Here is a 21,954-nt window from a genome sequence, read left to right on the forward strand (position 1 = left end):
AAACCCCCACTGACGGAAGTTTCACTTTATTGTACTATTTGCGGGCAGTAAAACCACATCTTAAGGCTCTGAGAGATTAAAGTTTTATCTTATATAAGTTCTAAAAGTAGAAAGTTGTCCATATGGTGTAGTAAAACAGTATAGCGGAGGAATTTCATGAAAGGGTCACCGTTTTTACGCGGAACATTCTTTTTAACAATGGCAACGATGATTTCGAAAATGTTAGGTTTTATATATGTAATTCCTTTTACAGCGATGGTTGGAACGGGAGGATATGTATTATATACATATGCTTATCGTCCTTATACACTTATGCTTAGCATCGCAACGATGGGACTTCCTTTAGCTGTCTCCAAAATGGTATCTAAATATAATGAATTAGACGATTATTATACGGTGAAACGAGTATTAAAAAGCGGGCTTATTTTTATGGGGTGTATGGGAGTTATAGCGTTTTTATTGTTATACTGTTTAGCTCCCTATCTCGCAAAGGTTGTTATTGATAGCGGAGATCAAACGGGTAATAGTGTAACTGCTGTTACATATAATATTCAAATTGTAAGCTTTGCTTTACTAATTGTTCCTTCTATGAGCTTATTACGTGGATTTTTTCAAGGGTTTCAATCGATGGGGCCATCTGCTTTAAGCGTAGTAGTAGAACAGTTTTTTCGCGTGTTAACAATCTTAATCGGAAGTTTTGCAGTGCTTCATTTATACAAAGAATCAACAGCGTTGGCGGTTGGAGTTGCTACGTTTGGTGCTTTTATAGGAGCTATAGCAGGACTTGGAATATTAATTGCATATTATTTAAAGAGAAGGCGTCATTTAAAGAAAAAAGAAAGTATGAGTGTTCCGCAAACAACAAAATCATTTTTCGCACTGTACAAAGAATTATTTGCATACTCTATTCCATTTGTTGTTGTTGGTCTTGCGATTCCCTTGTATCAAACAATTGATACATTTACAATTAATAAGCTATTAATGCAAATGGGATATTTACAGCGGGAAGCGGAAAAAATAAATGCTGTGATTGGGCTCGTACAAATGGTTGTGTTAATTCCAGTTTCGGTTGCTACAGCTTTTAGTATGTCACTCGTTCCTGAGATGACAAAGGCGTATACAGCAAAAAATGACCAGTTATTATATAAACATTTTACCAGAACAAATTTACTTGTAGTATTTCTAACGATTCCAGCATCGTTAGGAATGATGGTTTTAGCTGAACCAGCATATACATTACTATTTGGTATGGGAAATGATCCTGCGTTAGGAAGTGTGATTTTACGCTATTACGCCCCGGCTTGTATATTATTTTCGCTCTTTGCGGTAACAGCGGCCATGTTACAAGGGATTAATCAACAGGGAAAAACAGTAATTGGTTTGTTTATAGGAATAGGGATAAAAATTGTGCTAAATATTGTGTTACTTCCACAATTTGACTATATTAGTTTTGTTATTGCGACATATGCTGGTTATACTGTTTCTGTTTCGTTTAACTTGTGGATACTTTCTAAATATGTTATAAAAGCAACATAATGTCTATAAAAGACAGAGAATGCTCTGTCTTTTTCTATTTGAATAATTTGTGAAGAAAAGCGTTTTCAAAATAATTTTCTATTGAAATCTTTTCATTTGTTTCATATGCTGAAAATGGCGGTTTAAAATAGACTGTTATTTCAAAGTGAGGTTGATTCCTACATGTAAAAAGAATCGGGGTGATAGTATGTTAAATATTTATTTAACAGACCGAAACGGAAAACTACAAGAGATTGAGGAGATTCAAAAAGGTTGTTGGATTAATGTACTCCATCCAACAGAGGAAGAAATTCAATTTTTAGTTCAAACATTAAATGTTGAACTGGACTTCATTAAAGACCCCTTGGATGATGAGGAACGTTCGCGTATTGAAAAAGAGGATGATAATGCCTTAATCATCGTTGATATCCCAACAGTGAGACATGATGAAGAAGGGAATTCAATGTATGATACGATTCCAATTGGTATGATTGTCATGCCGGAATGTTTTGTGACAATTTGTTTGGAAGAAAATCCGATTTTTGAACGCTTTATTAATCAGCGTATTAAAGAATTTTATACTTTTAAAAAGACACGTTTCGCACTGCAGCTCTTATATACGATCTCTACTTATTATTTACGTTATTTAAAACAGATTAATCGAAAAACAACTGATTTAGAGCAGGAGCTCAATAAATCGATGAAAAATAAAGAGATTTTTACGTTATTAGGGCTTGAAAAAAGCTTAGTGTACTTTACGACATCTTTAAAGGCAAATAAGATTGTGATTCAAAAATTGATGCGAAATAATACATTTTTGAAAATGTATGAAGATGATCAAGATTTACTGGAAGATGTATTAATTGAAAATAAGCAGGCAATTGAGATGGCCGAAATATATAGCAATATTTTAAGTGGTATGATGAATACATTTAGTTCTGTCATTTCTAATAATTTAAACAGTGTTATGAAGTTTTTAACTTCGATGACAATTATATTATCAGTGCCAACAATGGTTTCCAGTTTTTTTGGAATGAATGTTCCGGTTCCTTTAAGTGAAAACCCTCATGGTTTTTTAATGGCTATGATTATATCTGCAATCTTATCTTGCGTAATGGCCTTTATTTTTTGGAAGAAACGTTATTTTTAATATGAAACTCAGCTGTTTTGGAACATTTCCAAAACAGCTTTTTTGCTATAAAGTGTCGAGGAATTAGCATTTTTGTGTAGTGCTATTCATTAATTTATGAAATAAAATGTGTATAATATACCATTTAGGTTAATTTTTATAACCACTTGTTCAATCTGTGGATTACAGTTACAATTACATATTGTTAATGAAAAGATAGGGGATATGCATCATGGAAATGTTTCATTTACCAAAAGCATTCCTGCAAATGAATACGATTTTTATTTCAATTTTAATTGAAGCACTGCCATTTGTATTAATTGGTGTATTTATTTCAGGATTCATTCAAATGTTTGTGACAGAAGATATGGTAGCAAAATGGATGCCAAAGAATCGTTTTCTGTCTGTATTATTAGCAGTTTTTCTAGGGATGATGTTCCCAGGGTGTGAATGTGGAATTGTTCCAATCGTTCGGCGCCTTATTGGGAAAGGAGTACCACCATATGCAGGGATTGCCTTCATGCTGACTGGACCAATTATTAATCCTGTCGTTTTATTTGCGACATATGTAGCGTTTGGTAGCAGTATGCATATGGTTTGGTATCGCGCTATTGTCGCCATTATTGTTGCTGTTATTGTTGGTCTTGTTTTATCGTTTATGTTTAAAGATCATCAACTACGGAATACTAATTTTCCGGTGGTAGATCATAATCGACCATTTCGTCAAAAATTTTGGGACGTATGTACACATGCTGTTGAAGAGTTTTTCTCAATGGGGAAATTTTTAATTATTGGTGCACTAATTGCGGCAAGCGTACAAACTTTTGTGAAGACTTCAACACTCCTTGCAATTGGACAAGGACCGTATTCTTCACCAATTGTTATGATGGGACTTGCTTTTATTTTATCATTATGTTCAGAAGCTGATGCGTTTATTGCATCTTCATTCCAAAGTACATTTTCAACAGCGTCTCTCGTTGCGTTTCTTGTATACGGACCGATGGTAGATATTAAAAATATGTTTATGATGCTTGCGACTTTTAAAACACGTTTTGTTATTGTTGTTATTGTTTTAATTACAGTTGTTGTTTATGCAAGCTCACTACTCATTTATATGATGGGGTGGTAATCGATGTTTCGAGCTTATATTTTACTTGGATTTACAATTTTGTTGGCACAACTTCATATTTCTGGTGATATTACAAAATATATAAATATGAAATACGCGTATCTATCAAAAACAGCAGCGATTATTTTAGGATTTTTAACTGTGATCCAAATGATTATTGTATTTCAAAAAGAGCATGGAAAACATGATCATAATCATGAATGCGGGTGTAATGAAAGTCACTGTGGTCATGATCATTCAAAAGATGAAAACACATGGTGGAAACGTACTATCGCGTATACGCTATTTTGCTTTCCAATTATTTCGGGACTCTTTTTTCCGATTGCAACGTTAGATTCTGACATCGTAAAAGCAAAAGGATTTCATTTCCCGGTTGCGCAGCCAGAAAGTAAAGACCCGTTTATGAATCGGCAGTTTTTAAGACCTGATACGAGCATTTATTATGCAAAAGAAGGATATCGGGAAGTTATGGAAAAAGAGAAGAAGCAATTTGTGACAAAAGATAAAATCGCTTTAGATGATGCAAACTTTTTGAAAGGTATGGAAGTTGTTTATAACTATCCTGGTGAATTTACCGGTAAAACAATTTCTTTTAAAGGTTTTGTCTTTCGTGATGATTCAGCTAAAAAAGAACAATACTTTTTATTTCGCTTTGGAATTATACACTGTGTTGCGGATTCAGGTGTATATGGAATGCTGGTCAAGAAGCCTGAAGATGCCCAGTGGAAAAATGATGAGTGGATTCAAGTTGAAGGAACAATTTCAACAGAGTTTTATCAACCATTTCATGCAAACATCCCTGTATTAAAAGTTACAAAATGGAACACAGTAGAATCACCAAAAGAGCAATATGTATACCGAGGAGCCGATTGATAAAATCGGCTTCTTTTTTATAGATGTAAAGTAGATAAGGGAGACTCCTGTTGTTTAAAATTTCACCTTATCATTATAAGTGTATATATCCATATCCATTTTAATTTTTCGACATCTTTGTCTAGCTCTGCCTCCTAGGCCCTCATGTCTAAGAACCTTCCACACAAGAAGGTAAAAAACACCTTCTGTGTGAAAGAACCTTAGACAATGGGCCTAAACAGTCGGCTCCGCTTTTCTTTGTAAGTTGCTGCTATGCAGAATACAACATAATCGCTACTTGCTTACTCCTTTTGTTTTAAACATTGCATGTGGTAGGAAAACGGTCCTGACCGTTGCTATGCATGGCCAGATGCTCTCGCCCGCCTAAAAAGAAAGGAGCTTTTTATGTCGGTTTTCTAACTTGTATATATAGAAAAAGAACATCTAAACATTAGATGTTCTTTTTCATAGTTTTTTTGTCTGCATAAAAGTTGTATGAAGCGGATAGCTAATTAGCAAAAGCAAGCAGCACCAACAATAATTAAGAGGATAAATAATACAACCACTAATGCAAACCCGCCGCCGTGAGATCCAAAGCCCATTGTTTTTTCCTCCTTTTGTTATAAGGTACATAATACAATATGCACTTTTGTAATGGTTTGACTGGGATATATGTCATATAAAGATGTTTTTTTTATCCCGCTATTCGTGGGCAGTAATACTCCCACCTCAAAATTCGGTAAAGCATTGTCCAGCTCCAGTGGCTAGAATGTTCGGTGGGAGATAAACTGCTGGCATGCGCCCGATTGGTTTAACTAATAATCAGTGGGGGATGAAGAAAACCCCCACTGATTAAAGTTTCACTTTATTGTATAGGGATAGAAGGATAAGGAAACATATAAGAATGATGATTTAAAAGTGGTGTTTTGTTATGAAAGCAGGCCTTATAAATTACGGGGTTTTAGAGTGGAAGTATATCAACATTGAGATGGTTTTTTCATGGGAAAGTGACACTTATTGATGATGGAGTTGTATATAGATTTTCAGCAAACAACACAATTTTTGAAAACATAAGTATAGGGGAGTTTTGTAAGATTCACAAAAGTTCTGTCGTTCTATTTAGAGCATACATATCAGTAGAGAGGAGGGAATATTGAATGGACTATATTGAAAAACTCATGGTATATAGTTATGAAGTGATATGTGTGATTGGTGAATATATGAAAGAAGTACGAGATCATGAATTAAAAGAATTGCTACAACAACATCTACCGTATTTATTGCAGGCATACAATGAACAGATTAATTTTCAAGAAGGTGAAAATGTGCAGCATATCATTGGCCAGTATCCAGTTTCATCCTCAATGGAAATGATTCATACAAACTATAATGGACAAAAAGGTGATATAGAAATTGCTTTTTCGTATATTTCATATTTAAAACGGTTGGCACTTGAATATGCGCAAGTAGCAACTCAAGTAGCAAATCCAGAATTTCGCTCCTTTTTAGAAAGTTGTTTTTTGAAAATGAATCGAAATGCATACAGTGTATGGCAATATGTGATGAAAAAAGAATATAGCATACAAACAATAATGGATGAAGAAAAATATGGGTGAAAAAGACAGCAATACCGCTGTCTTTTTGTACTTATTTTGTTAAAATTCTACGTTTCTGAGTCGCTATATCCTCAAAAGACAAAACCTAATTAGTATCGCAATCGTATGAATTAAAATGTTATATATAAAGCAGTTTTAATGTTCGACATATAAGTCACTGCTATGCAGAATACACCATGATCGCTACTGGCTTGCTCCCCTTTGTTTGAAAACCTCGCATGTGGCAGGAAAAGGTCCTGACCGCTCCTATGCATGGCCAGGTGCTCGCGCCCTCCCATAAAAAAGAAAGTGGTTTTATGTCGTTTTTTAATTTATATATAGTTAAAATTTAGAAAATTAACAATGATTTACTATTTCTTTACTAATTTATAATATTTCCTTTAAAAAAGAGAAGTAATATGAGAATGTACATATTCTATCAAAAGGGGGATAAGCAAATGAATAAATGGGTTAAATCGTTAACTGTAGTTGCACTTGCTAGCTCTTTATTTGTGGTAGGTTGTGGTAAGAGTGAGGAAAAGAAAGAAGAGACGACGCAACAAGAAGGTAAGACAACTGATAAAGAAACAAGTGGGGAAGTAAAAGATAAAAACTCGAAAGAAAGTTCTTCAAGCTCTACTGAAAAGAAATAAATGTTATATGATGATAGAAGCTTTCTCGATCAATGAGAAAGCTTTTTTGTTGTGTATTTTTGCTTTTTCAGAAATAATAGAGAGATTGAAAGGGTGTGAGTTAGTATGAATATATGTTTATTTGGGGCAACAGGTCGAGTTGGAGTCGAAATTTTAAAATTTGCATTACAGGATAATCATAAGGTGACAGCGCTTGTGAGAAATAAAGAGAAGCTACAAATACAACATGAGAATTTTCGTGTAATAGAAGGAAATGTATGGAATGAAGAAGATGTGAAAGAGTGTGTAAAGGGAGCGGATGTTGTAATTAGTGCACTTGGTACCGATGGAAACGGCACGTTATCAAAAAGTTTGCCAAATATTATAGACGCTATGAACAAGGATGGGATTATAAGAATTATAACAATTGGAACGGCTGGAATTTTGCAGGCACGTGTGAATCCGCAATTATATCGCTTTCAATCCAGTGAATCACGTCGAAAGACAACGGCTGCAGCGGAAGACCATGTAGCAGCCTATTTAGCTTTAGCGAATAGCAAATTACAATGGACGATTGTCTGTCCAACACACTTAATAGATGGAGAAGAAACAGCTAGTTATCGTACTGAAGAAGATGTGTTACCGCTAGATGGTATGAAGATTACAGTTGGAGATACAGCCCATTTTGCTTATCAATTACTTTATCATGATATTCATTATAAAAAACGAGTTGGCATTGCCTATTAAAAAGCCATCCTTATGATAAGGATGGCTAAAAAAGAATATAGCATACAAATATAATAATCATAATGATTTGTAAAATCGCTTTAGCTATCGTGCTGCTTAAAAATCCGATGACGGTTGCAACCCCAACCATAAAGGCTTCTTGCGGTGCTTTTTTATGCATTAATTCTGTTACGAAAACGGAAAGGAATGGGATAATAATCAGTCCAAATGGAGGGAAAAAGAACGATCCAACAATGATCGAAACCATACCGATACGTTCGCTCCATTTTGTACTTCCGTACTTTTTTAAGAAATAGCTATTCGTAATAAAATCAGCAATGAAAATAATAATTGTAAATATAATTTGAACGATCCAAAATGACGTTGTTAATTGCAAGTCGTTAATTCCAAATTGATAAATGAAAAATCCAGCCCATAAAGCGAGTATACCTGGAATGACCGGGTAGATGAACGCGATAAACGATATAATAAAACAAGCGATAATACATATAGTTAATAAGATATTCACGACATAACTCCTTTTTGTGCATCTATTTTACTAACCGCAATTTTTTTTACTTGATGTCCATCTAATTCTAATGCTTTAAACTGATAATTTTCATATTGAATCATATGACCAGGCTCAATATTTATGTCAATGGTTTGTGACAAAAACCATCCTCCAATTGTATCTAAATCACTATCATCAATATGAAGACCTAACATATCATTTACATCAGAAATAAGTACTTTTCCATCAAGTACCGTTAATGTCGGATTGCGTTTCTCAATCATTGGTGTTTCATCTATGTCAAATTCGTCTTGTATTTCTCCAATAATTTCTTCAATAATATCTTCCATTGTAAGAAGACCTGCAGTTCCACCGTATTCATCCATAATAATTGCTAGTTGGACGCGATTTTTTTGTAGATGAATGAGTGCCTTTTTAATTGGTACAGTTTCGAATACTGTTAAAACAGGATGTATGTATGATTGTAGCGGTTTGAAAATTCCCTTTGTTTGATCATGGAAGATTTCTTTTGTATTAATTATACCGACAATATCATCCTTATCTTTTCCGATAACTGGATAACGCGTATATTTTTCATTGGAGATAATTTCCATATTTTCCGCTGATGAATTTTCAGTTGACAAACAAATCATTTCAGTACGCGGAACCATAATCTCTTTTGCGACACGGTCATCGAATTCAAAAATATTGTTTACATATTTGTATTCTGATTGATTAATTTCTCCGCTCTTGTAGCTTTCACTTAAAATAAGGCGTAACTCTTCTTCAGAGTGAGAAAGTTCATTTTCTTTTACTGGTTGTAATCCAAATAGTTTTGTGAAAAAGAGCGCGGTACTATTTAATAACCAGATAAAAGGATACATTATTTTATCAAATAGAATTAAAGGTCTTGCGAACTTTAATGTAATTTGTTCGGCCCTTTGAATAGCAAATGATTTCGGAACGAGTTCACCTAGTACAACATGAAAGAACGTAATAATGCTAAAAGCCATAACAAAAGATAACGTATGTGCCATGGCGCCTGTTATATTTATTTTTTCAAAAAGCGGCTTCAATAAATGTTCCACAGTAGGTTCACCAAGTCAACCGAGCCCTAAAGATGTAATCGTAATGCCAAGCTGACAAGCAGATAAGTATACATCTAAATTTGAAATAACTTTTCTTGCTAGGATTGCTTGTTTGTTACCTTCATTGGCAAGTTGATCAATTCGACTTTTGCGTACTTTAACAACAGCAAACTCTGATGCAACGAAAAAGCCAGAAATAAGAATGAGTAAAGCTATGAGAAAAAGATTTAATATGTCCAAGGATATTCCTTATTCTAAAATAAAATTAGAATAAAGATGTCACCTCCTGAATAAAAGTTTTACTTTAATAATATATGGAAAAGGAAAGAATAGTCAAAGAAAGCAGAGAGAGAATGTAATATTTTAATAAAAATCCAGCTATAAGAGGGATAGGAGGGGCGATAAAAGTTTTGATGTATTGGTCCTTATTAGCGATTTTAAAAGAGGGAACCGCCAATAAGGATCTCAATTCGTTAACTAATAATTAGTTGGAAGAAATGGTTTACTTTATTGTTGTGCGAGATAGGTTATAAATGTGCTCGGTATGGCGATTTCTTTTCCATATGATTTGTAAGAGAGAAAGTAGCTTGTATGGGATGTACAGTAATAAAAGGCTTATTGTAACAAGGGTGGGGGAAGTAACACAGTATTGCACAATAAATTGAAATACCCCATTTACATGAAAAATACATTCCATATATGTAAAGGAAATTAATATAGAACCAATGATAGACTTATGATTTGCAAGCAGAGAAACGAGCAGTGTATTACTAAAAAAAGCTGAATCATGTATATGTGTTGTTTTTTGAGCTGTATACAAGAAAGGAATCCATTTTTTGATGCTCTGGATTATAATGACCATGGACGTACTACAAATAATTAAAAGAGAGGAAAAGTATGGAAAGGATGTGTATGATGCTACGAATAGACAAAGAATAATGACGCTACATTGTAGTAAAACAGTGCCAAATGAAAATGGAACCCAACGTAAAACTAAAAAATGCTTTCTATTTTTAGGAGATAATCTAGTGAAAAATCGACCAATTCCAAGGCTGATGAAAAAACCAACAGTAAGTGAAAAGAAGAATCGTATCATAGATAAAAAATATAATTTCCATATGTATGGGAACAATGAAGTTGAATGAAATGATTTTGTCATATTTTCTGGATGGTAAGAAAAGAAAAAGAATGGTTCATGAATCCAATCTGTTATTGGAATAGCAATGGAACGAAAATGTATCAAATGATTAATCATTGTATGTAATACTTCAGAATAGGATTGTTCACTGTTTAGAAAAACAGAAGGAATTGGACTAATAAGGATAATGACCATCATCCCTAAAAGATAACGATATACATAGGAAATAATAGAAGTCGCCATATACCCCACCTTATCTCGGAATATTCTGAAAATTATTTCTATTATTGTAACGTTTTTTTCTAGAATACACAAGCTCTTTTAGGTAGGAAAGAAAATTTTTATATAGTATTTCCCTCGATATTTGTTGGAAAAATGAAAGGTTTAAGAAGAATTTGTGACGGATAATGAATAGAATTCAGAAAAATTAAATAAATTTATTTATTTTTGTCTAAAAATATTATATATTTATGTCACAGAAATTATTTTAACATAAGGGGGATTTTTATGAGAGTAAAGGGAAACTATGTTTTAAAAAAAGAAGTGTTATTTTGTAAGGAAACATATACATTGCAAGAAGCATTAGATCATTTAAGTAAAACGGGATATCGATGTGTTCCAGTTCTAGATGAAAAAGAAGAAATATTTTTGGGGAATATTTACAAGGTGGATGTTTTAGAATACAAAGGATCTTTAGATGATAATGTGAAAGAATTATTGCGCAATAAAGATGGTTATGTAAAAGAAGACTCTTCATTCTTTAAAGTTTTCTTTACAATTAAGGAATTACCATATATCTCTGTTGTGAATGATAACGGAATCTTTCTTGGAATTTTAACGCATAAAAAAGTGTTTGAGTTACTAGAAGATGCATGGGGTCTTCATTCTAGTGTATATTCAGTTATGATAGGAACACAAGATTATAATGGGGCTATTCAAAAACTATCAACTGTATTGAAAAAGTATAGTGGGATTCAAAGTTTAATGACATTTGATAATAATGCCCTATATGTACGTAGAATTGCGTTTACATTAGGAGAAGCATTTGCGGCAGAAGAATTACAAGCACTTTTAACAGATTTAGAAAATCATGGATTTCGCGTTATACATGTAGAAGAAATGAAAAATTCACGTGAAGTGGAAATTGTAGAGTAAGAGGGAAATCCATCTCTGGAAATTAGAGATGGATTTTTTTATTTATATATAAGCTAAAAAACGACATAAAAACTTCCTTTCTTTTTAGGAGAGGACAAGAGCATCTGGCCGCGCATAGAAACGGTCAGGGCATATTCTTACCATTAAAACAAAAGAAGAAAGCGAGTAGCGATCATGGTGTGTCCTGCATAGCAACGACTTGTATATCAAAAAAATAAAATGAATATATAGTTCGAAAGCATTGCAGGAAGTTTAACAGAAAGGTGTGTAAGCATTTTTCTGTTGTGAAGGAAAATGAAGGGAATTGTCTAATATATATACAGATTGAATAAAGACATAAAAGGCGCTTTCTTTTTGTTGGACGAGAGCATTTGGTCATGCATAGAAGTGATGAGGGTCTTTTCCTGCCAAATGCAAGGATTCAAACAAAGGGAGAAAACGATCAGGTCATGTTTTGTTCTACATAGCAACGACTTATATGTTGATAAATCAAAATGGATTTAGGAGGAATATAGAAATGGCTACCTTTGAAGATTTCATGAAATTAGATATTCGTATTGGAACAATTTACCGAGCAGAAGTATTTCCAGAAGCCAGGGTGCCTGCAATTAAACTAGAGATTGATTTTGGTGAACTTGGAATGAAACAGTCAAGTGCACAAATCACGAAACGATATGAACCGGAAGAGCTTATTGGAAAGCAAGTTGTTGCGGTTGTTAATTTTCCGCCCAAACGAGTAGCTGGATTCAAATCTGAAGTCCTTGTCCTTGGCGGTGTCCCTGAAAAAGGAGATGTGATTTTACTAGAACCGGGTATGGAAGTGCCGAATGGGACAACGATTAGCTAAAAATAGGAGGAGAAAAGTGGACAAAGCAAAAGCGTATTTGCAGTGTGTCGTGGAAAATTTTCAAGCTATAAAAAAGCAAGGGGATCGAACGTTCTCACAGCTTACTTATGAGGAGATGTGCTGGATTCCCCATGAAGAAGCAAATAGTATTGCGATTCTTGTAAAACACTTATATGGTAATATGCGTTCACGATGGACAAATTTCTTAATGACAGATGGGGAAAAGAAAGATCGAAATCGTGATGATGAGTTTGAAGGTGGATACGCTTCAAAAGAAGAATTGTTACATGCTTGGGAAGAAGGATGGTTATTTGTATTTCGGGCGTTGGAATCTATTACAGTTCATGATGTTCTAAAAACAGTATATATACGCCGAGAGCCGCATACTGTGATGCAAGCGATTGAACGACAAATTGCCCACTATGCTTCACATGTTGGACAAATTATTTATATTGGAAAACTATTGAAAGAAAAAGAATGGACATGTTTAAGTATTCCTAGAGGAAAGTCTAATCAGTTTTTGCAAAAATAACGTTGAATGTACCGTAAGTAAAACAAAGAAACACGATAACACAATAGGAAATAATCCAATCATCAGCTTCAATTTCATTCACCTCAATGCCAATATTGCCAAATTTCAGTTGGTCTATTCTCTGTAGCTTGTACATATGTTCATAGAGAGAGGTGATCTAATGAGTCGAAGCTATTTTTATGTGAAACGGACAAGTCTTCCGAAATTTATTTTTTTACTTTTATTGGGTATGATGGCTGCTTTTTTGTTTGTTAGTATGATCGTGACATCATTAAAAGAAACGAAGTCAACGTATTTATATAAATGGTTAAATGAGCTTTCAATGAATGGATATATGTATGTGCTTGGTTCAGAAAATCGTTATTTTACACAAGAATATCGCCATTTAAATACAGATTTTTCGATTTCTTCTTTTATTTTATCTGCCGCGACAAATATTCGCTTTGATGACGTTCGTAGTCTAATAGGAATAGAGCTTCCAGGACTTTCGAAATATGACACGGAAATTGTAATTGCTGGAGAAGGAACAAATTATACAAATTTACCGATTGAATCAAGTGTACCTTTAGAAGAGCTTGTAAAAGAGCGGACGGGGGAACAAGAACAATCTCAAAAAAACGAATCACCTGAAGAGAAAAAGAAGCCAGCACAAACGACAGGAAATCGAAAAGTAGCATTTATTTATCATACGCATAGTTGGGAGTCATATTTACCATTGTTAAATTTAACGAATAATCCAGATCCAAATAAAGCAACGAGCTCAGTAAAGAACATTTCTGTATTCGGGGATAGATTTCGTGAAAAGTTAGAAAATTATGGAATAGGTGCAACGAATGATAAAACAGATGTTGGAAAGATGTTGGTGAGCCGAGGATTAAATGATCGCAGTTCTTATAAAATGTCTCGTGGGATTGTGCAAGAAGCAATGACAAATAATAGAGAGCTGCAATACTTTTTTGATTTGCATAGAGATAGTGCTAGAAAAGAAGTAACAATGAAAACAATTGGTGATAAATCATATGCGAAGTTGGCATTTGTTATTGGTAAGGGAAATAAAAATTATGCGAAAAACCTGCAACTGGCAACAGCGCTACATGAATCATTAAAGGAAAAATATCCTGGATTAAGCCGAGGTGTTATTCAGAAGGATTTTAGCTCGGGAAATGGTGTATACAATCAAGATTTATCCGGTCAAGCTATTCTCATTGAAGTAGGCGGCGTTGATAATACAGAGGAGGAACTCGATCGTAGTATAGACGCACTCGCAGAAGCATTTAGTGAGTATTATTGGCAAGCTGAAAAGGTGAATGGTTAAGCGTAAGCAAGTGTTGCTTACGCTATTTATTTTGCACAAAAGTTGTTTCTTTATCTTGTGAAAAAGGATTTGGAAGAATGATAGCGAATTTTCATTTATCCCGCTATTTGTGGGCAATACGACCCCCACCTCAAAATTGAGAAAATCGAAGAAGATAGGTGGGGGATGAAAAAAACACCACTGATGGAAGTTTCACTTTATAAAGCATCCTTGCTAATAATTATATTATATAAATAAATGTTGGAAGTATAAATATTCTTAGAATTAGATAAGTAATTGTACTCTATTTGTTTAAAGAAGTAAAAAAATGGGCAACAATACATGGTATGTGATGGAAATGATCAACGGATATGAACTGTAGTGCAAGTTGATAAGTGTGTTGTGGAAAAAATTATTAGAATAAAAGGATGTTATATGAAAAAAAAATGGATGCTGTTTAGTATAGTCATTGTTGTTGGAGTGATTATGATTGCAATACCCCAATATGTAAAGCATAAAGAAAAACAAGCGATAGAAGCACAAGGAAACATTGTGTTTCCAAAGGTACAAGAAACAACTGCAAAAATAGAAGAAGGACTTGCGGTTGTTAACAATCCAAATTCAACTCTTGTTCTTGTAAACAAGAAGAGACGCTTGCCTGATTTGTATGAGCCACAAGATTTAGTGATACCCCAAGTTCGCTTTTTATATGAAGGCGACAATGAAAAAAAGAAAATGCGTAAAGAAGCAGCTCTAGCATTGGAGCGTATGTTTCAACAAGCAAAGCGTGAAAAAATCTTTTTATTTGCAGTTTCGGCATTTCGTTCATTTGAAAGGCAAAAAGCATTAAATACGATGTATAAAAAGCAAGATGGGGAAGCAAAAACAGCAATGTCTAGTGCAATTCCTGGTACAAGCGAACATCAAACAGGATTAGCAGTTGATATTACATCACAATCGGCAAAATTTCAATTAGAACCTTCCTTTGGAGGAACGAAAGAAGGAAAGTGGCTTGCTGAAAATGCCCATAAGTTTGGGTTTATTATCCGTTATGAAAAAGAAAAAGAAGAGGTAACAGGGTATATGTATGAACCATGGCATGTTCGTTATGTTGGAAACCCATATGCTACGTATTTATATGAAAATCAGCTTACTTTAGAAGAAGCTATAAAGTGAACCATCTATTAGTGGCTTTTTTTACTTTTCGCTAATAGATGGTTTTTATCAATTAAGGTCTTACTGCCCGTTAATGCGGGGGAAAGGATGAAAAGAAAAAAGTATATGCGTAAACAAAAAAGCGATGTTTCTACTCTGTAAAATAAAGAATGATTAATAGTTCTCTTTCCTTACTAAGAGTAAATAACTTATATAATGTTACACATTATATAAATATTGGTACATCACTTAATGAAAGTGGTGTACTTTTTTAATTCTATAGACCTCTGCATGACCTCATTTACAATAACAACACATCTTCATGAAAAGCAAATTTACAGCAACAATTACTTTAGTTATAATAAGAATATATATTAATTTTTGAATTTTCATTCTAATTAGAGGTGTTTAGATGAAAGTATATACAGTGTAAGAGGATGATGAGACTTTGGGCTCCAACTTTACAGTGGTGTATGCTTGCTAAAGGAGATATTGATGGTATTATACTTTATAACTCTGAGGGTGATGACTTATATTCTGGTATACTTATGGTCAAAGAGGCGGGAGGAATTGTAGTTGACTTTAAAGGAAATGACTTCACTGGTATGAACAAAGAGCCTTACTTAATTGCTTGTCATCCTGATAATAAGAATTATTTATTGAACATGGTAAGTGAAGGATTAAATCTCTCAAAAGTACCAACTGACATCACCTAACAAATTTTCCTGTAAAGCAATTAAGTATACCATCACTAATTAGATGTAAATAGTTATTAATGTCTTTTTATGAATAACTGGTGCCAGATGTGCAGAGATAATAAAGTTGTTTAATTTACAATAAAGTCATTTAAAAAATAATATAGTTGTTTAAAAATCCTTCTTCCACTAACGGTGCAGGTTAGCTCAATAAGGAATCAAAATAAGAGAACTTGTAAGCTCCTGAAGAGGTGGACAAAAGAAAGATTTAAAATATAAAGTAGACTATGTTATACAGATATAGAGAGATATTATAATTAATTTGTGGTAAGTTATGAATAGTTTGATTTATTTAAACTAAGTAGAAGAATATAAAATGTATGTGATTTTTTGCAAATCCCATACATCTTATTCTATGGAGGAAATATGCTTAAAGACAATTTTAAAATTAGTAATATTCCCGCAGTTTTATGGGGAGAAAAGAGTGAAAAAATTTTTATTGCAGTACATGGAAATATGTCAAATAAAGAAGATGCAGTGATTCAAATATTAGCTGAAGAAGCCAATCAAAAAGGTTATCAAGTATTAAGCTTTGATTTACCTGAGCATGGAGAAAGAAAAAATGATAATACTCCTTGTAAAGTACAGTTTTGTGTTAGTGAATTATCTATAATTATGAATTACGCAAAAGAACATTGGAAAGAAGTAAGCGTGTTTGCATGTAGTATGGGAGCTTATTTTAGCCTTTTAGCTTATCAAAACGATGTGCTAAAAAAGGCATTATTTTTATCACCGGTATTTAATATGGAACGAATTATCGAAAATATGATGAAATGGTTTAATGTAACACCAGAGCTTTTGCAAAAAGAAATGACTATAGAAACACCTATTGGTCAAAAGTTATATTGGGATTATTTATGCTATGTAAAAGAACATCCTATTAATACATGGAATACAGATACATATATTATGTATGGAGCCAAGGATGAACTGTGCGAATTTGAAACTATTAACTATTTTACAAAAAAACACAGTTGTGAATTAGAAGTCATGGAAGCAGGTGAACATTACTTTCATACTGAAGAACAGTTGAAAGTATTTGAGCAGTGGTTACATAAGCACATCGATTAACAAATTACAATTTATCTAAGAGATTTAGTGAAGAACCTGTTAGAGAAGAATTGTGAATATATAAACTTATATTATATTTGAGAGGAATTATAAATGTGAATTGGTTCATTTAAAGTAATGGGGGCGTTAGTTCAACAACAAAAAATAATGTTGTTGTGGTAAATGAGGTCATTTGTTGTACAAAAAAAAGGATAGAACATACAGAATTATTCTGTCTGTCACTATCCTCTTCTTTTATTCTTATATAATGTGTAACATTATATGTCTATTCTTGTTAAGACAAGGAGTGATTCAAATTTCTTGAAACTAAATAAAATTAGACGGAAACATCGCTTTCTTGTTATTGTAATGTAAATCACTTACTGCATAATGAGAACCTTTCTTTTTAGAGAAGATTTTGATTTTTTGTCACTTTTTGAGAGGGTTTATCATGTATAATAAAGAATATATTAATATATAATTTTAATATGTTTTTCATCTATTAATAGATGTTGCAGCTTTAAATTGGTTATTCAATGCAACGTGATAAAGTTTTCTTTCTCTCATATACATATAAAAATAGAATGGAAGCGAGGGTTGCACATGACAGGGTGGGTGATTTGGTTTGTCATTGCCGGTCTTTTATTTATTGCGGAAATGCTGACTGTAACGTTCTACTTATTATGGCTTGGGATAGGTGCTGTGGTCGGAGGTCTAATTGGCCTATTTGTACCAAACTCTTTACTACTTCAAGTTGTGATAGCATCTGTTGTCAGTCTTAGTTTGACATTTTTTACAAAACGAATTTCTAAAAATTTTCGGGAAGCGAAAGGATATACAGATGCAGTAGATCAGCTTATTGGAAAAAAAGGCATAATTGCGCAAGCGGTTACAAATGAAGCGAATGGTATTGTGAAAATAGAGGGAGATATGTGGACTGCTGTGTCAGATGAACCAATTTTAGATGGAGAAAGAGTTATTGTTGTAAAAAGAAGCAGCACGGTAGTGCACGTAAAAAGGGAGTGTGAATTATAATGGTTGGTTTAACATTATCAATTATTTTAGCATTAATTGTTATTGTATTTATCGCATTATCAATTAAAATTATTCCGCAGCAAAGAGTAGGTGTTGTAGAGCGTTTAGGTAAATTTCAGCGTGTTATGCATCCGGGTTTAAACATGGTTATCCCGGTTATCGATCGTGTACGTCTTTATCATGATTTGCGTATCCAACAAACAAACGTCCCACCGCAAAAAGTAATTACGAAAGATAACGTACAAGTTGAGATTGATACAATTATTTTCTATCAAGTTATTGACCCAGAACTTGCAACGTATGGTATTTCCAATTATGAATTTGGGGTTCGTAATATTACATCTGCAACAATGCGACAAATTATCGGGAAAATGGAGCTTGATGAAACATTATCTGGACGTGAAAAAATTTCAACAGAAATCCGTTTAGCACTTGATGAAGCAACAGAAAAATGGGGTGTTCGTATTGAACGTGTTGAAGTTGTAGATATTAACCCTCCAAAAGATATACAAGCAGCCATGGAAAAACAAATGAAAGCAGAGCGTAATAAACGTGCCATTATTCTTGAAGCTGAGGCGGCAAAACAAGATAAAGTTCTTCGGGCTGAAGGGGAGAAACAAAGTAAAATTTTAATGGCTGAAGGGGATAAAGAAGCACGCATTCGTGAGGCAGAAGGTTTACGACAAGCGAAAGAATTAGAAGCACAAGGGGAAGCGAAGGCAATTGAAGAAATTGCAAAAGCAGAACAAATCCGGATTCAAATGTTACGTCAGTCAGGACTTGATGAGCGAGTACTTGCATATCAGTCATTTGAATCGCTAACTGAGATTGCAAAAGGACCTGCAAATAAAGTATTCCTTCCGTCAAACGCCGTTGAAACATTAGGAAGCTTAGGGGCAATTGGAGAGTTGTTTAAAGAGAAAAAGCTGCCTTCGATAGATACGAAAAACGAACAATAGAAACGTGGAAGAGAGATGGATACCATTTCTCTTCTTTTTTGAAGTCGATGGCGTTGATAATACCTTAGAAGAGTTGTATAACTCTAGTGAAGTGATCCTCAAATTTCTTATTCGAACAAAGAAATTTGAGGATCTTTTGCATGTTCTACTAATAAGGTATGTAATTGACTACGATGATGATAAAAATGAGCAACAATTTCAAGTAACCACTCAAATCGAGAGTAGGAAGCGCCCCAGTAGGAATGGGTGACTTCTTCAAGTTCTGCTAAGGAATAGGCTTGAAATGTTTTAGAAAGAAGATGGAAACCTTCTTTCATTGTCTGTTGTACCTCTTCAAGCGTATGCGGTGTATGTTGTATGTAAAATATATCTAACTCTTCCTTTGATGCTTCGGCTAAAATAAGGAGATCAGCATGACAAATTAGAGATAGATGTGTGCAAATTTCAAAGAGAGAGCGTTTATTTTTGAGCGGTCGTTGCTGTAACTCATCGTAAGTAACCTGTTCTAACATCTGTATTGTAGAATCAATCGCAATTTCTAATTGGTGCAGTGCTGCTTGAACAAACATTGTATTTCTCCTCACATCTGTTTATAATAAGATTTTACAGGTATTATATCACGCTTAAGATTCTGAAGATTCTAGTAGTTTGACTAGGAAAATGAAAAGTATTATAGTGTTAAAGGTCCTATTGAACGATAAATAGAATGGGATTATTCAGTTAGGAGTTAAAATAATGATTGCAAGATACGGAAGAAATACAATTGTTGAGGTTAATTTAGATGCTGTAAAACATAACGTAAGAGAATTTAAAAAACGTGTAAACGATGAAAATATTGCAATGATGGCAGCTGTAAAAGCAAATGGATATGGTCATGGTGCCATTGAAGTTGCAAAAGCGGCGATTGAAGCTGGAGTAAGTCATATTGCGGTTGCTTTTGTAGATGAAGGAATTGAACTCCGTGAAGCGGGTATAACAGTACCGATTTTAGTTTTGGGCTATACACCGGAGGAAGCTATAATAGACGCAATTGAATACGATATTATGATGACCGTATACAGAATTGACGATTTAAGAAATATTGATTGTATAGCAGAGCGTCTGAAAAAGACGGCGCGTATTCAAATAAAAATTGATACAGGTATGAGCCGGATTGGTTTACAAGAAGAAGAAGTGGTACCGTTTCTACAAGAATTGAAAGCAATGCAACATGTAGAAGTAGCAGGGATGTTTACACATTATTCTACTGCTGATGAAGTAGACAAAACATATACATTGATGCAAAAAGACTTATTTGAGAAGGCTGTAAATATTGCAAAAGATATGGGGCTTCATTTGCCGCTTATTCATAGCTCGAATAGTGCAGGAACAATGGAGCTAAATAATGAATTTCAAAATATGGTTCGCGTTGGGATAGGGATATATGGAATGTATCCATCAAAAGAAGTGAATCATAAAACAGTAACAATTCAGCCGATTTTAACATTAAAATCCAAAGTGGCTCATGTGAAACGGGCTAAACAAGGAAGAGGGGTAAGCTACGGCAATACGTATGTTGCGGCAGGGGATGAGTGGGTTGCTACGATTCCAATCGGATATGCGGATGGATTTAGTCGTCAACTGTCAAGTAGAGGGTATGCGTTAGTTAATGGTGTGAGAGTACCTATTATTGGCCGTGTTTGTATGGATCAGCTTATGCTCGATGTAACGAAAGCGATGCCTGTACATGTTGGAGATGAGGTAGTCTTTTACGGTAAGCAAGGAAATGAAGAGATTGCGGTAGAAGAAGTTGCTGATATGTTAGGGACAATTAATTATGAAGTCACGTGTATGTTAAATCGAAGAATTCCGCGTGTATATAAAGAAAATGATAAAATTGTTAGTGTTGTAAATCCATTAAGAAGAAAGTGATTCATAAATAATCTAAGGTTTTTTCTATATATGAAACAAAGAAAAGGATAGATAAAGCAGAGTGGTCTCTGTGTTATCTATCCTTTTTATATAGCTTAAGAAATCTCTATTTTATATTCTCTTCTGTAAGTAATAGTGAGTGTGTCCTTTTGGAAAATCTTCTATAACACCATATACTTCATAACCATACTTTTTATAAAATTCGGGTGCTTGGAAACTAAAAGTATCAAGTTTAATGAGTGTACAATCCGTCTCTTTCGCTATTCGTTCGGCTTCCAATAGAAGTTTACTGCCATAACCTTGGTGACGCAGGCTATCATCGACCCATAAAATATCAACATGTAGGCATTGCCAAAAAATAACACCGATTAGACCAGCTACGACCTCTTCACTCTCATTTTTTACTGTTAAACAGACGTCTTTCACAAGCGATTGCTTACTTCCTGAAACTTGTGAGTTATTGAATGAAATGAGTTGTTTTCTAATATAATCGCTGTCTTTTTTACTCCATTTGTTTTGAATCTGCATATTATAGTCTCCTTTTTATAGTGTGTGAATTAAAAAAAGATGGGCGTTCTATTCATCTATATAAAGCCATTTTAATTTTTTAACATATATAAGTCGCTGCTATGCACGGCCAGATGCTTTCGTTCCCCAAAAAGCAAGTTGATGGTAACATGTTTTCAGCTAACGCTCTACCATAGTTTTATAGTGTTACCCTTAGTGTTTGTTTATCGAATTTCAGTCTTCCTTTACTTATAGATTTACTATATTTCCAGTTTTATTACTTACTCTTCTTGTTATCGTATATTGATTTTCCTAAGATTAATATAAAGAAAGTTAATATAGATAGTAAAGGTTTCCCAACAATTAAGAAAAATAATCCTACTGTGGGTATGAGTAATAGATATATGATTGCCAGTTCTTTTCACCTCTATTGCCAGAT

At 33.8% G+C, this 21,954-nt stretch carries 21 protein-coding genes and 2 pseudogenes; 18 read left to right on the forward strand and 5 right to left on the reverse strand.

The genetic code is table 11. From position 1 onward, the window contains the following. The first annotated feature begins 156 nt into the window (after positions 1–156). From BM350_RS11485 to BM350_RS11500, 4 genes are all read left to right on the forward strand, one after another. Positions 157–1,536 carry a putative polysaccharide biosynthesis protein gene (locus BM350_RS11485; protein WP_090911896.1) on the forward strand — a complete coding sequence of 460 codons (1,380 nt, stop codon included), beginning with the start codon at positions 157–159 and terminating at the stop codon, positions 1,534–1,536. Positions 1,537–1,723: 187 nt separating this feature from the next. Further along, the gene (locus tag BM350_RS11490; RefSeq protein WP_090911894.1) at positions 1,724–2,665 is read left to right on the forward strand and encodes a magnesium transporter CorA family protein; all 942 of its coding nucleotides are present in this window, start codon (positions 1,724–1,726) and stop codon (positions 2,663–2,665) included. 211 nt (positions 2,666–2,876) lie between these two features. Beyond that, complete coding sequence (locus tag BM350_RS11495; protein WP_090911892.1) at positions 2,877–3,773, forward strand: permease; 897 nt, start codon at positions 2,877–2,879, stop codon at positions 3,771–3,773. 3 nt (positions 3,774–3,776) lie between these two features. Then, complete coding sequence (locus tag BM350_RS11500; RefSeq protein WP_090911890.1) at positions 3,777–4,646, forward strand: TIGR03943 family putative permease subunit; 870 nt, start codon at positions 3,777–3,779, stop codon at positions 4,644–4,646. Positions 4,647–5,137: 491 nt separating this feature from the next. On the opposite strand, the gene BM350_RS11505 is transcribed toward BM350_RS11500, so the two are convergent. Next, positions 5,138–5,227, reverse strand: coding sequence for a YjcZ family sporulation protein (locus BM350_RS11505; protein ID WP_020060957.1), 90 nt, complete (start codon positions 5,225–5,227; stop codon positions 5,138–5,140). A 555-nt stretch (positions 5,228–5,782) separates the two neighbouring features. On the opposite strand from BM350_RS11505, the gene BM350_RS11510 reads away from it, so the two are divergent. From BM350_RS11510 to BM350_RS11520, 3 genes are all read left to right on the forward strand, one after another. Then, positions 5,783–6,241, forward strand: coding sequence for a spore coat protein (locus BM350_RS11510; RefSeq protein ID WP_090911889.1), 459 nt, complete (start codon positions 5,783–5,785; stop codon positions 6,239–6,241). Between the two features lie 437 nt (positions 6,242–6,678). After that, positions 6,679–6,873: a hypothetical protein gene (locus BM350_RS11515; protein ID WP_139207576.1), complete on the forward strand. Its 195-nt coding sequence runs from the start codon at positions 6,679–6,681 to the stop codon at positions 6,871–6,873. A 105-nt stretch (positions 6,874–6,978) separates the two neighbouring features. Continuing rightward, positions 6,979–7,599 (forward strand): NAD(P)-dependent oxidoreductase, encoded by a 621-nt coding sequence (locus BM350_RS11520; RefSeq protein WP_090911884.1) that lies wholly within the window; start codon positions 6,979–6,981, stop codon positions 7,597–7,599. Positions 7,600–7,624: 25 nt separating this feature from the next. Here BM350_RS11520 and BM350_RS11525 read toward each other — a convergent pair whose 3' ends face one another. Beyond that, positions 7,625–8,107 (reverse strand): DUF456 domain-containing protein, encoded by a 483-nt coding sequence (locus tag BM350_RS11525; protein WP_090911882.1) that lies wholly within the window; start codon positions 8,105–8,107, stop codon positions 7,625–7,627. Beyond that, positions 8,104–9,417, reverse strand: a pseudogene (locus BM350_RS11530) (hemolysin family protein). Before BM350_RS11530 ends, BM350_RS11525 begins: the two are co-directional and overlap by 4 nt. A gap of 620 nt (positions 9,418–10,037) precedes the next feature. On the opposite strand from BM350_RS11530, the gene BM350_RS26905 reads away from it, so the two are divergent. The 10 genes and pseudogenes from BM350_RS26905 to BM350_RS11580 all read left to right on the forward strand — a co-directional run bounded on the left by BM350_RS26905 (position 10,038) and on the right by BM350_RS11580 (position 19,097). Next, positions 10,038–10,322 carry a hypothetical protein gene (locus tag BM350_RS26905; RefSeq protein ID WP_170857686.1) on the forward strand — a complete coding sequence of 95 codons (285 nt, stop codon included), beginning with the start codon at positions 10,038–10,040 and terminating at the stop codon, positions 10,320–10,322. Positions 10,323–10,822: 500 nt separating this feature from the next. After that, positions 10,823–11,470: a cyclic di-AMP binding protein CbpA gene (cbpA, locus tag BM350_RS11540; protein ID WP_090911879.1), complete on the forward strand. Its 648-nt coding sequence runs from the start codon at positions 10,823–10,825 to the stop codon at positions 11,468–11,470. Positions 11,471–11,987: 517 nt separating this feature from the next. Further along, positions 11,988–12,317 (forward strand): chaperone CsaA, encoded by a 330-nt coding sequence (csaA, locus tag BM350_RS11545; protein ID WP_090911877.1) that lies wholly within the window; start codon positions 11,988–11,990, stop codon positions 12,315–12,317. Positions 12,318–12,333: 16 nt separating this feature from the next. Then, a complete protein-coding gene (locus BM350_RS11550) occupies positions 12,334–12,849 on the forward strand; it encodes a DUF1572 family protein (RefSeq protein ID WP_090911875.1) in 516 nt (171 codons plus the stop codon). A gap of 160 nt (positions 12,850–13,009) precedes the next feature. Further along, positions 13,010–14,164: a stage II sporulation protein P gene (locus BM350_RS11555; RefSeq protein WP_090911873.1), complete on the forward strand. Its 1,155-nt coding sequence runs from the start codon at positions 13,010–13,012 to the stop codon at positions 14,162–14,164. 414 nt (positions 14,165–14,578) lie between these two features. After that, positions 14,579–15,319, forward strand: coding sequence for a M15 family metallopeptidase (locus tag BM350_RS11560; protein ID WP_090911871.1), 741 nt, complete (start codon positions 14,579–14,581; stop codon positions 15,317–15,319). 401 nt (positions 15,320–15,720) lie between these two features. Continuing rightward, a pseudogene (locus BM350_RS11565) lies at positions 15,721–16,014 on the forward strand (inositol monophosphatase family protein); the annotation flags it as partial. A 405-nt stretch (positions 16,015–16,419) separates the two neighbouring features. Continuing rightward, positions 16,420–17,124: an alpha/beta hydrolase gene (locus BM350_RS11570; protein WP_090911869.1), complete on the forward strand. Its 705-nt coding sequence runs from the start codon at positions 16,420–16,422 to the stop codon at positions 17,122–17,124. A gap of 582 nt (positions 17,125–17,706) precedes the next feature. Beyond that, a complete protein-coding gene (locus BM350_RS11575; protein ID WP_090911866.1) occupies positions 17,707–18,138 on the forward strand; it encodes an NfeD family protein in 432 nt (143 codons plus the stop codon). Further along, entirely contained in the window at positions 18,138–19,097 is a 960-nt protein-coding gene (locus BM350_RS11580; protein ID WP_090911864.1) for an SPFH domain-containing protein, read from the forward strand. The genes BM350_RS11575 and BM350_RS11580 overlap by 1 nt, the downstream gene beginning before the upstream one ends. 107 nt (positions 19,098–19,204) lie before the next feature. Here the strand turns inward: BM350_RS11580 and BM350_RS11585 are convergent, their stop codons facing one another. After that, positions 19,205–19,666 (reverse strand): DinB family protein, encoded by a 462-nt coding sequence (locus BM350_RS11585; RefSeq protein ID WP_090911862.1) that lies wholly within the window; start codon positions 19,664–19,666, stop codon positions 19,205–19,207. Between the two features lie 166 nt (positions 19,667–19,832). Here BM350_RS11585 and alr point away from each other — a divergent pair, with 166 nt between their 5' ends. Beyond that, the gene (alr, locus tag BM350_RS11590) at positions 19,833–21,008 is read left to right on the forward strand and encodes an alanine racemase (protein ID WP_090911860.1); all 1,176 of its coding nucleotides are present in this window, start codon (positions 19,833–19,835) and stop codon (positions 21,006–21,008) included. A gap of 111 nt (positions 21,009–21,119) precedes the next feature. Here alr and BM350_RS11595 read toward each other — a convergent pair whose 3' ends face one another. Then, on the reverse strand, positions 21,120–21,536 hold the full coding sequence (locus BM350_RS11595; protein WP_090911858.1) for a GNAT family N-acetyltransferase: 417 nt from the start codon (positions 21,534–21,536) through the stop codon (positions 21,120–21,122). Positions 21,537–21,954: the final 418 nt, after the last annotated feature.

It is taken from the genome of Bacillus sp. 103mf (assembly GCF_900116295.1).
GTDB lineage: Bacteria > Bacillota > Bacilli > Bacillales > Bacillaceae_G > Bacillus_A > Bacillus_A bruguierae.

Excerpts from the sequence above, each read along its gene's own strand:
- BM350_RS11485 (WP_090911896.1), top strand. The coding sequence starts at position 157 with ATGAAAGGGTCACCGTTTTTACGCGGAACATTCTTTTTAACAATGGCA.
- BM350_RS11490 (WP_090911894.1), top strand. The coding sequence starts at position 1,724 with ATGTTAAATATTTATTTAACAGACCGAAACGGAAAACTACAAGAGATT.
- BM350_RS11495 (WP_090911892.1), top strand. The coding sequence starts at position 2,877 with ATGGAAATGTTTCATTTACCAAAAGCATTCCTGCAAATGAATACGATT.
- BM350_RS11500 (WP_090911890.1), top strand. The coding sequence starts at position 3,777 with ATGTTTCGAGCTTATATTTTACTTGGATTTACAATTTTGTTGGCACAA.
- BM350_RS11505 (WP_020060957.1), bottom strand. The coding sequence starts at position 5,227 with ATGGGCTTTGGATCTCACGGCGGCGGGTTTGCATTAGTGGTTGTATTA.
- BM350_RS11510 (WP_090911889.1), top strand. The coding sequence starts at position 5,783 with ATGGACTATATTGAAAAACTCATGGTATATAGTTATGAAGTGATATGT.
- BM350_RS11515 (WP_139207576.1), top strand. The coding sequence starts at position 6,679 with ATGAATAAATGGGTTAAATCGTTAACTGTAGTTGCACTTGCTAGCTCT.
- BM350_RS11520 (WP_090911884.1), top strand. The coding sequence starts at position 6,979 with ATGAATATATGTTTATTTGGGGCAACAGGTCGAGTTGGAGTCGAAATT.
- BM350_RS26905 (WP_170857686.1), top strand. The coding sequence starts at position 10,038 with ATGGACGTACTACAAATAATTAAAAGAGAGGAAAAGTATGGAAAGGAT.
- cbpA (WP_090911879.1), top strand. The coding sequence starts at position 10,823 with ATGAGAGTAAAGGGAAACTATGTTTTAAAAAAAGAAGTGTTATTTTGT.
- csaA (WP_090911877.1), top strand. The coding sequence starts at position 11,988 with ATGGCTACCTTTGAAGATTTCATGAAATTAGATATTCGTATTGGAACA.
- BM350_RS11555 (WP_090911873.1), top strand. The coding sequence starts at position 13,010 with ATGAGTCGAAGCTATTTTTATGTGAAACGGACAAGTCTTCCGAAATTT.
- BM350_RS11560 (WP_090911871.1), top strand. The coding sequence starts at position 14,579 with ATGAAAAAAAAATGGATGCTGTTTAGTATAGTCATTGTTGTTGGAGTG.
- BM350_RS11570 (WP_090911869.1), top strand. The coding sequence starts at position 16,420 with ATGCTTAAAGACAATTTTAAAATTAGTAATATTCCCGCAGTTTTATGG.
- BM350_RS11575 (WP_090911866.1), top strand. The coding sequence starts at position 17,707 with ATGACAGGGTGGGTGATTTGGTTTGTCATTGCCGGTCTTTTATTTATT.
- BM350_RS11580 (WP_090911864.1), top strand. The coding sequence starts at position 18,138 with ATGGTTGGTTTAACATTATCAATTATTTTAGCATTAATTGTTATTGTA.
- BM350_RS11585 (WP_090911862.1), bottom strand. The coding sequence starts at position 19,666 with ATGTTTGTTCAAGCAGCACTGCACCAATTAGAAATTGCGATTGATTCT.
- alr (WP_090911860.1), top strand. The coding sequence starts at position 19,833 with ATGATTGCAAGATACGGAAGAAATACAATTGTTGAGGTTAATTTAGAT.
- BM350_RS11595 (WP_090911858.1), bottom strand. The coding sequence starts at position 21,536 with ATGCAGATTCAAAACAAATGGAGTAAAAAAGACAGCGATTATATTAGA.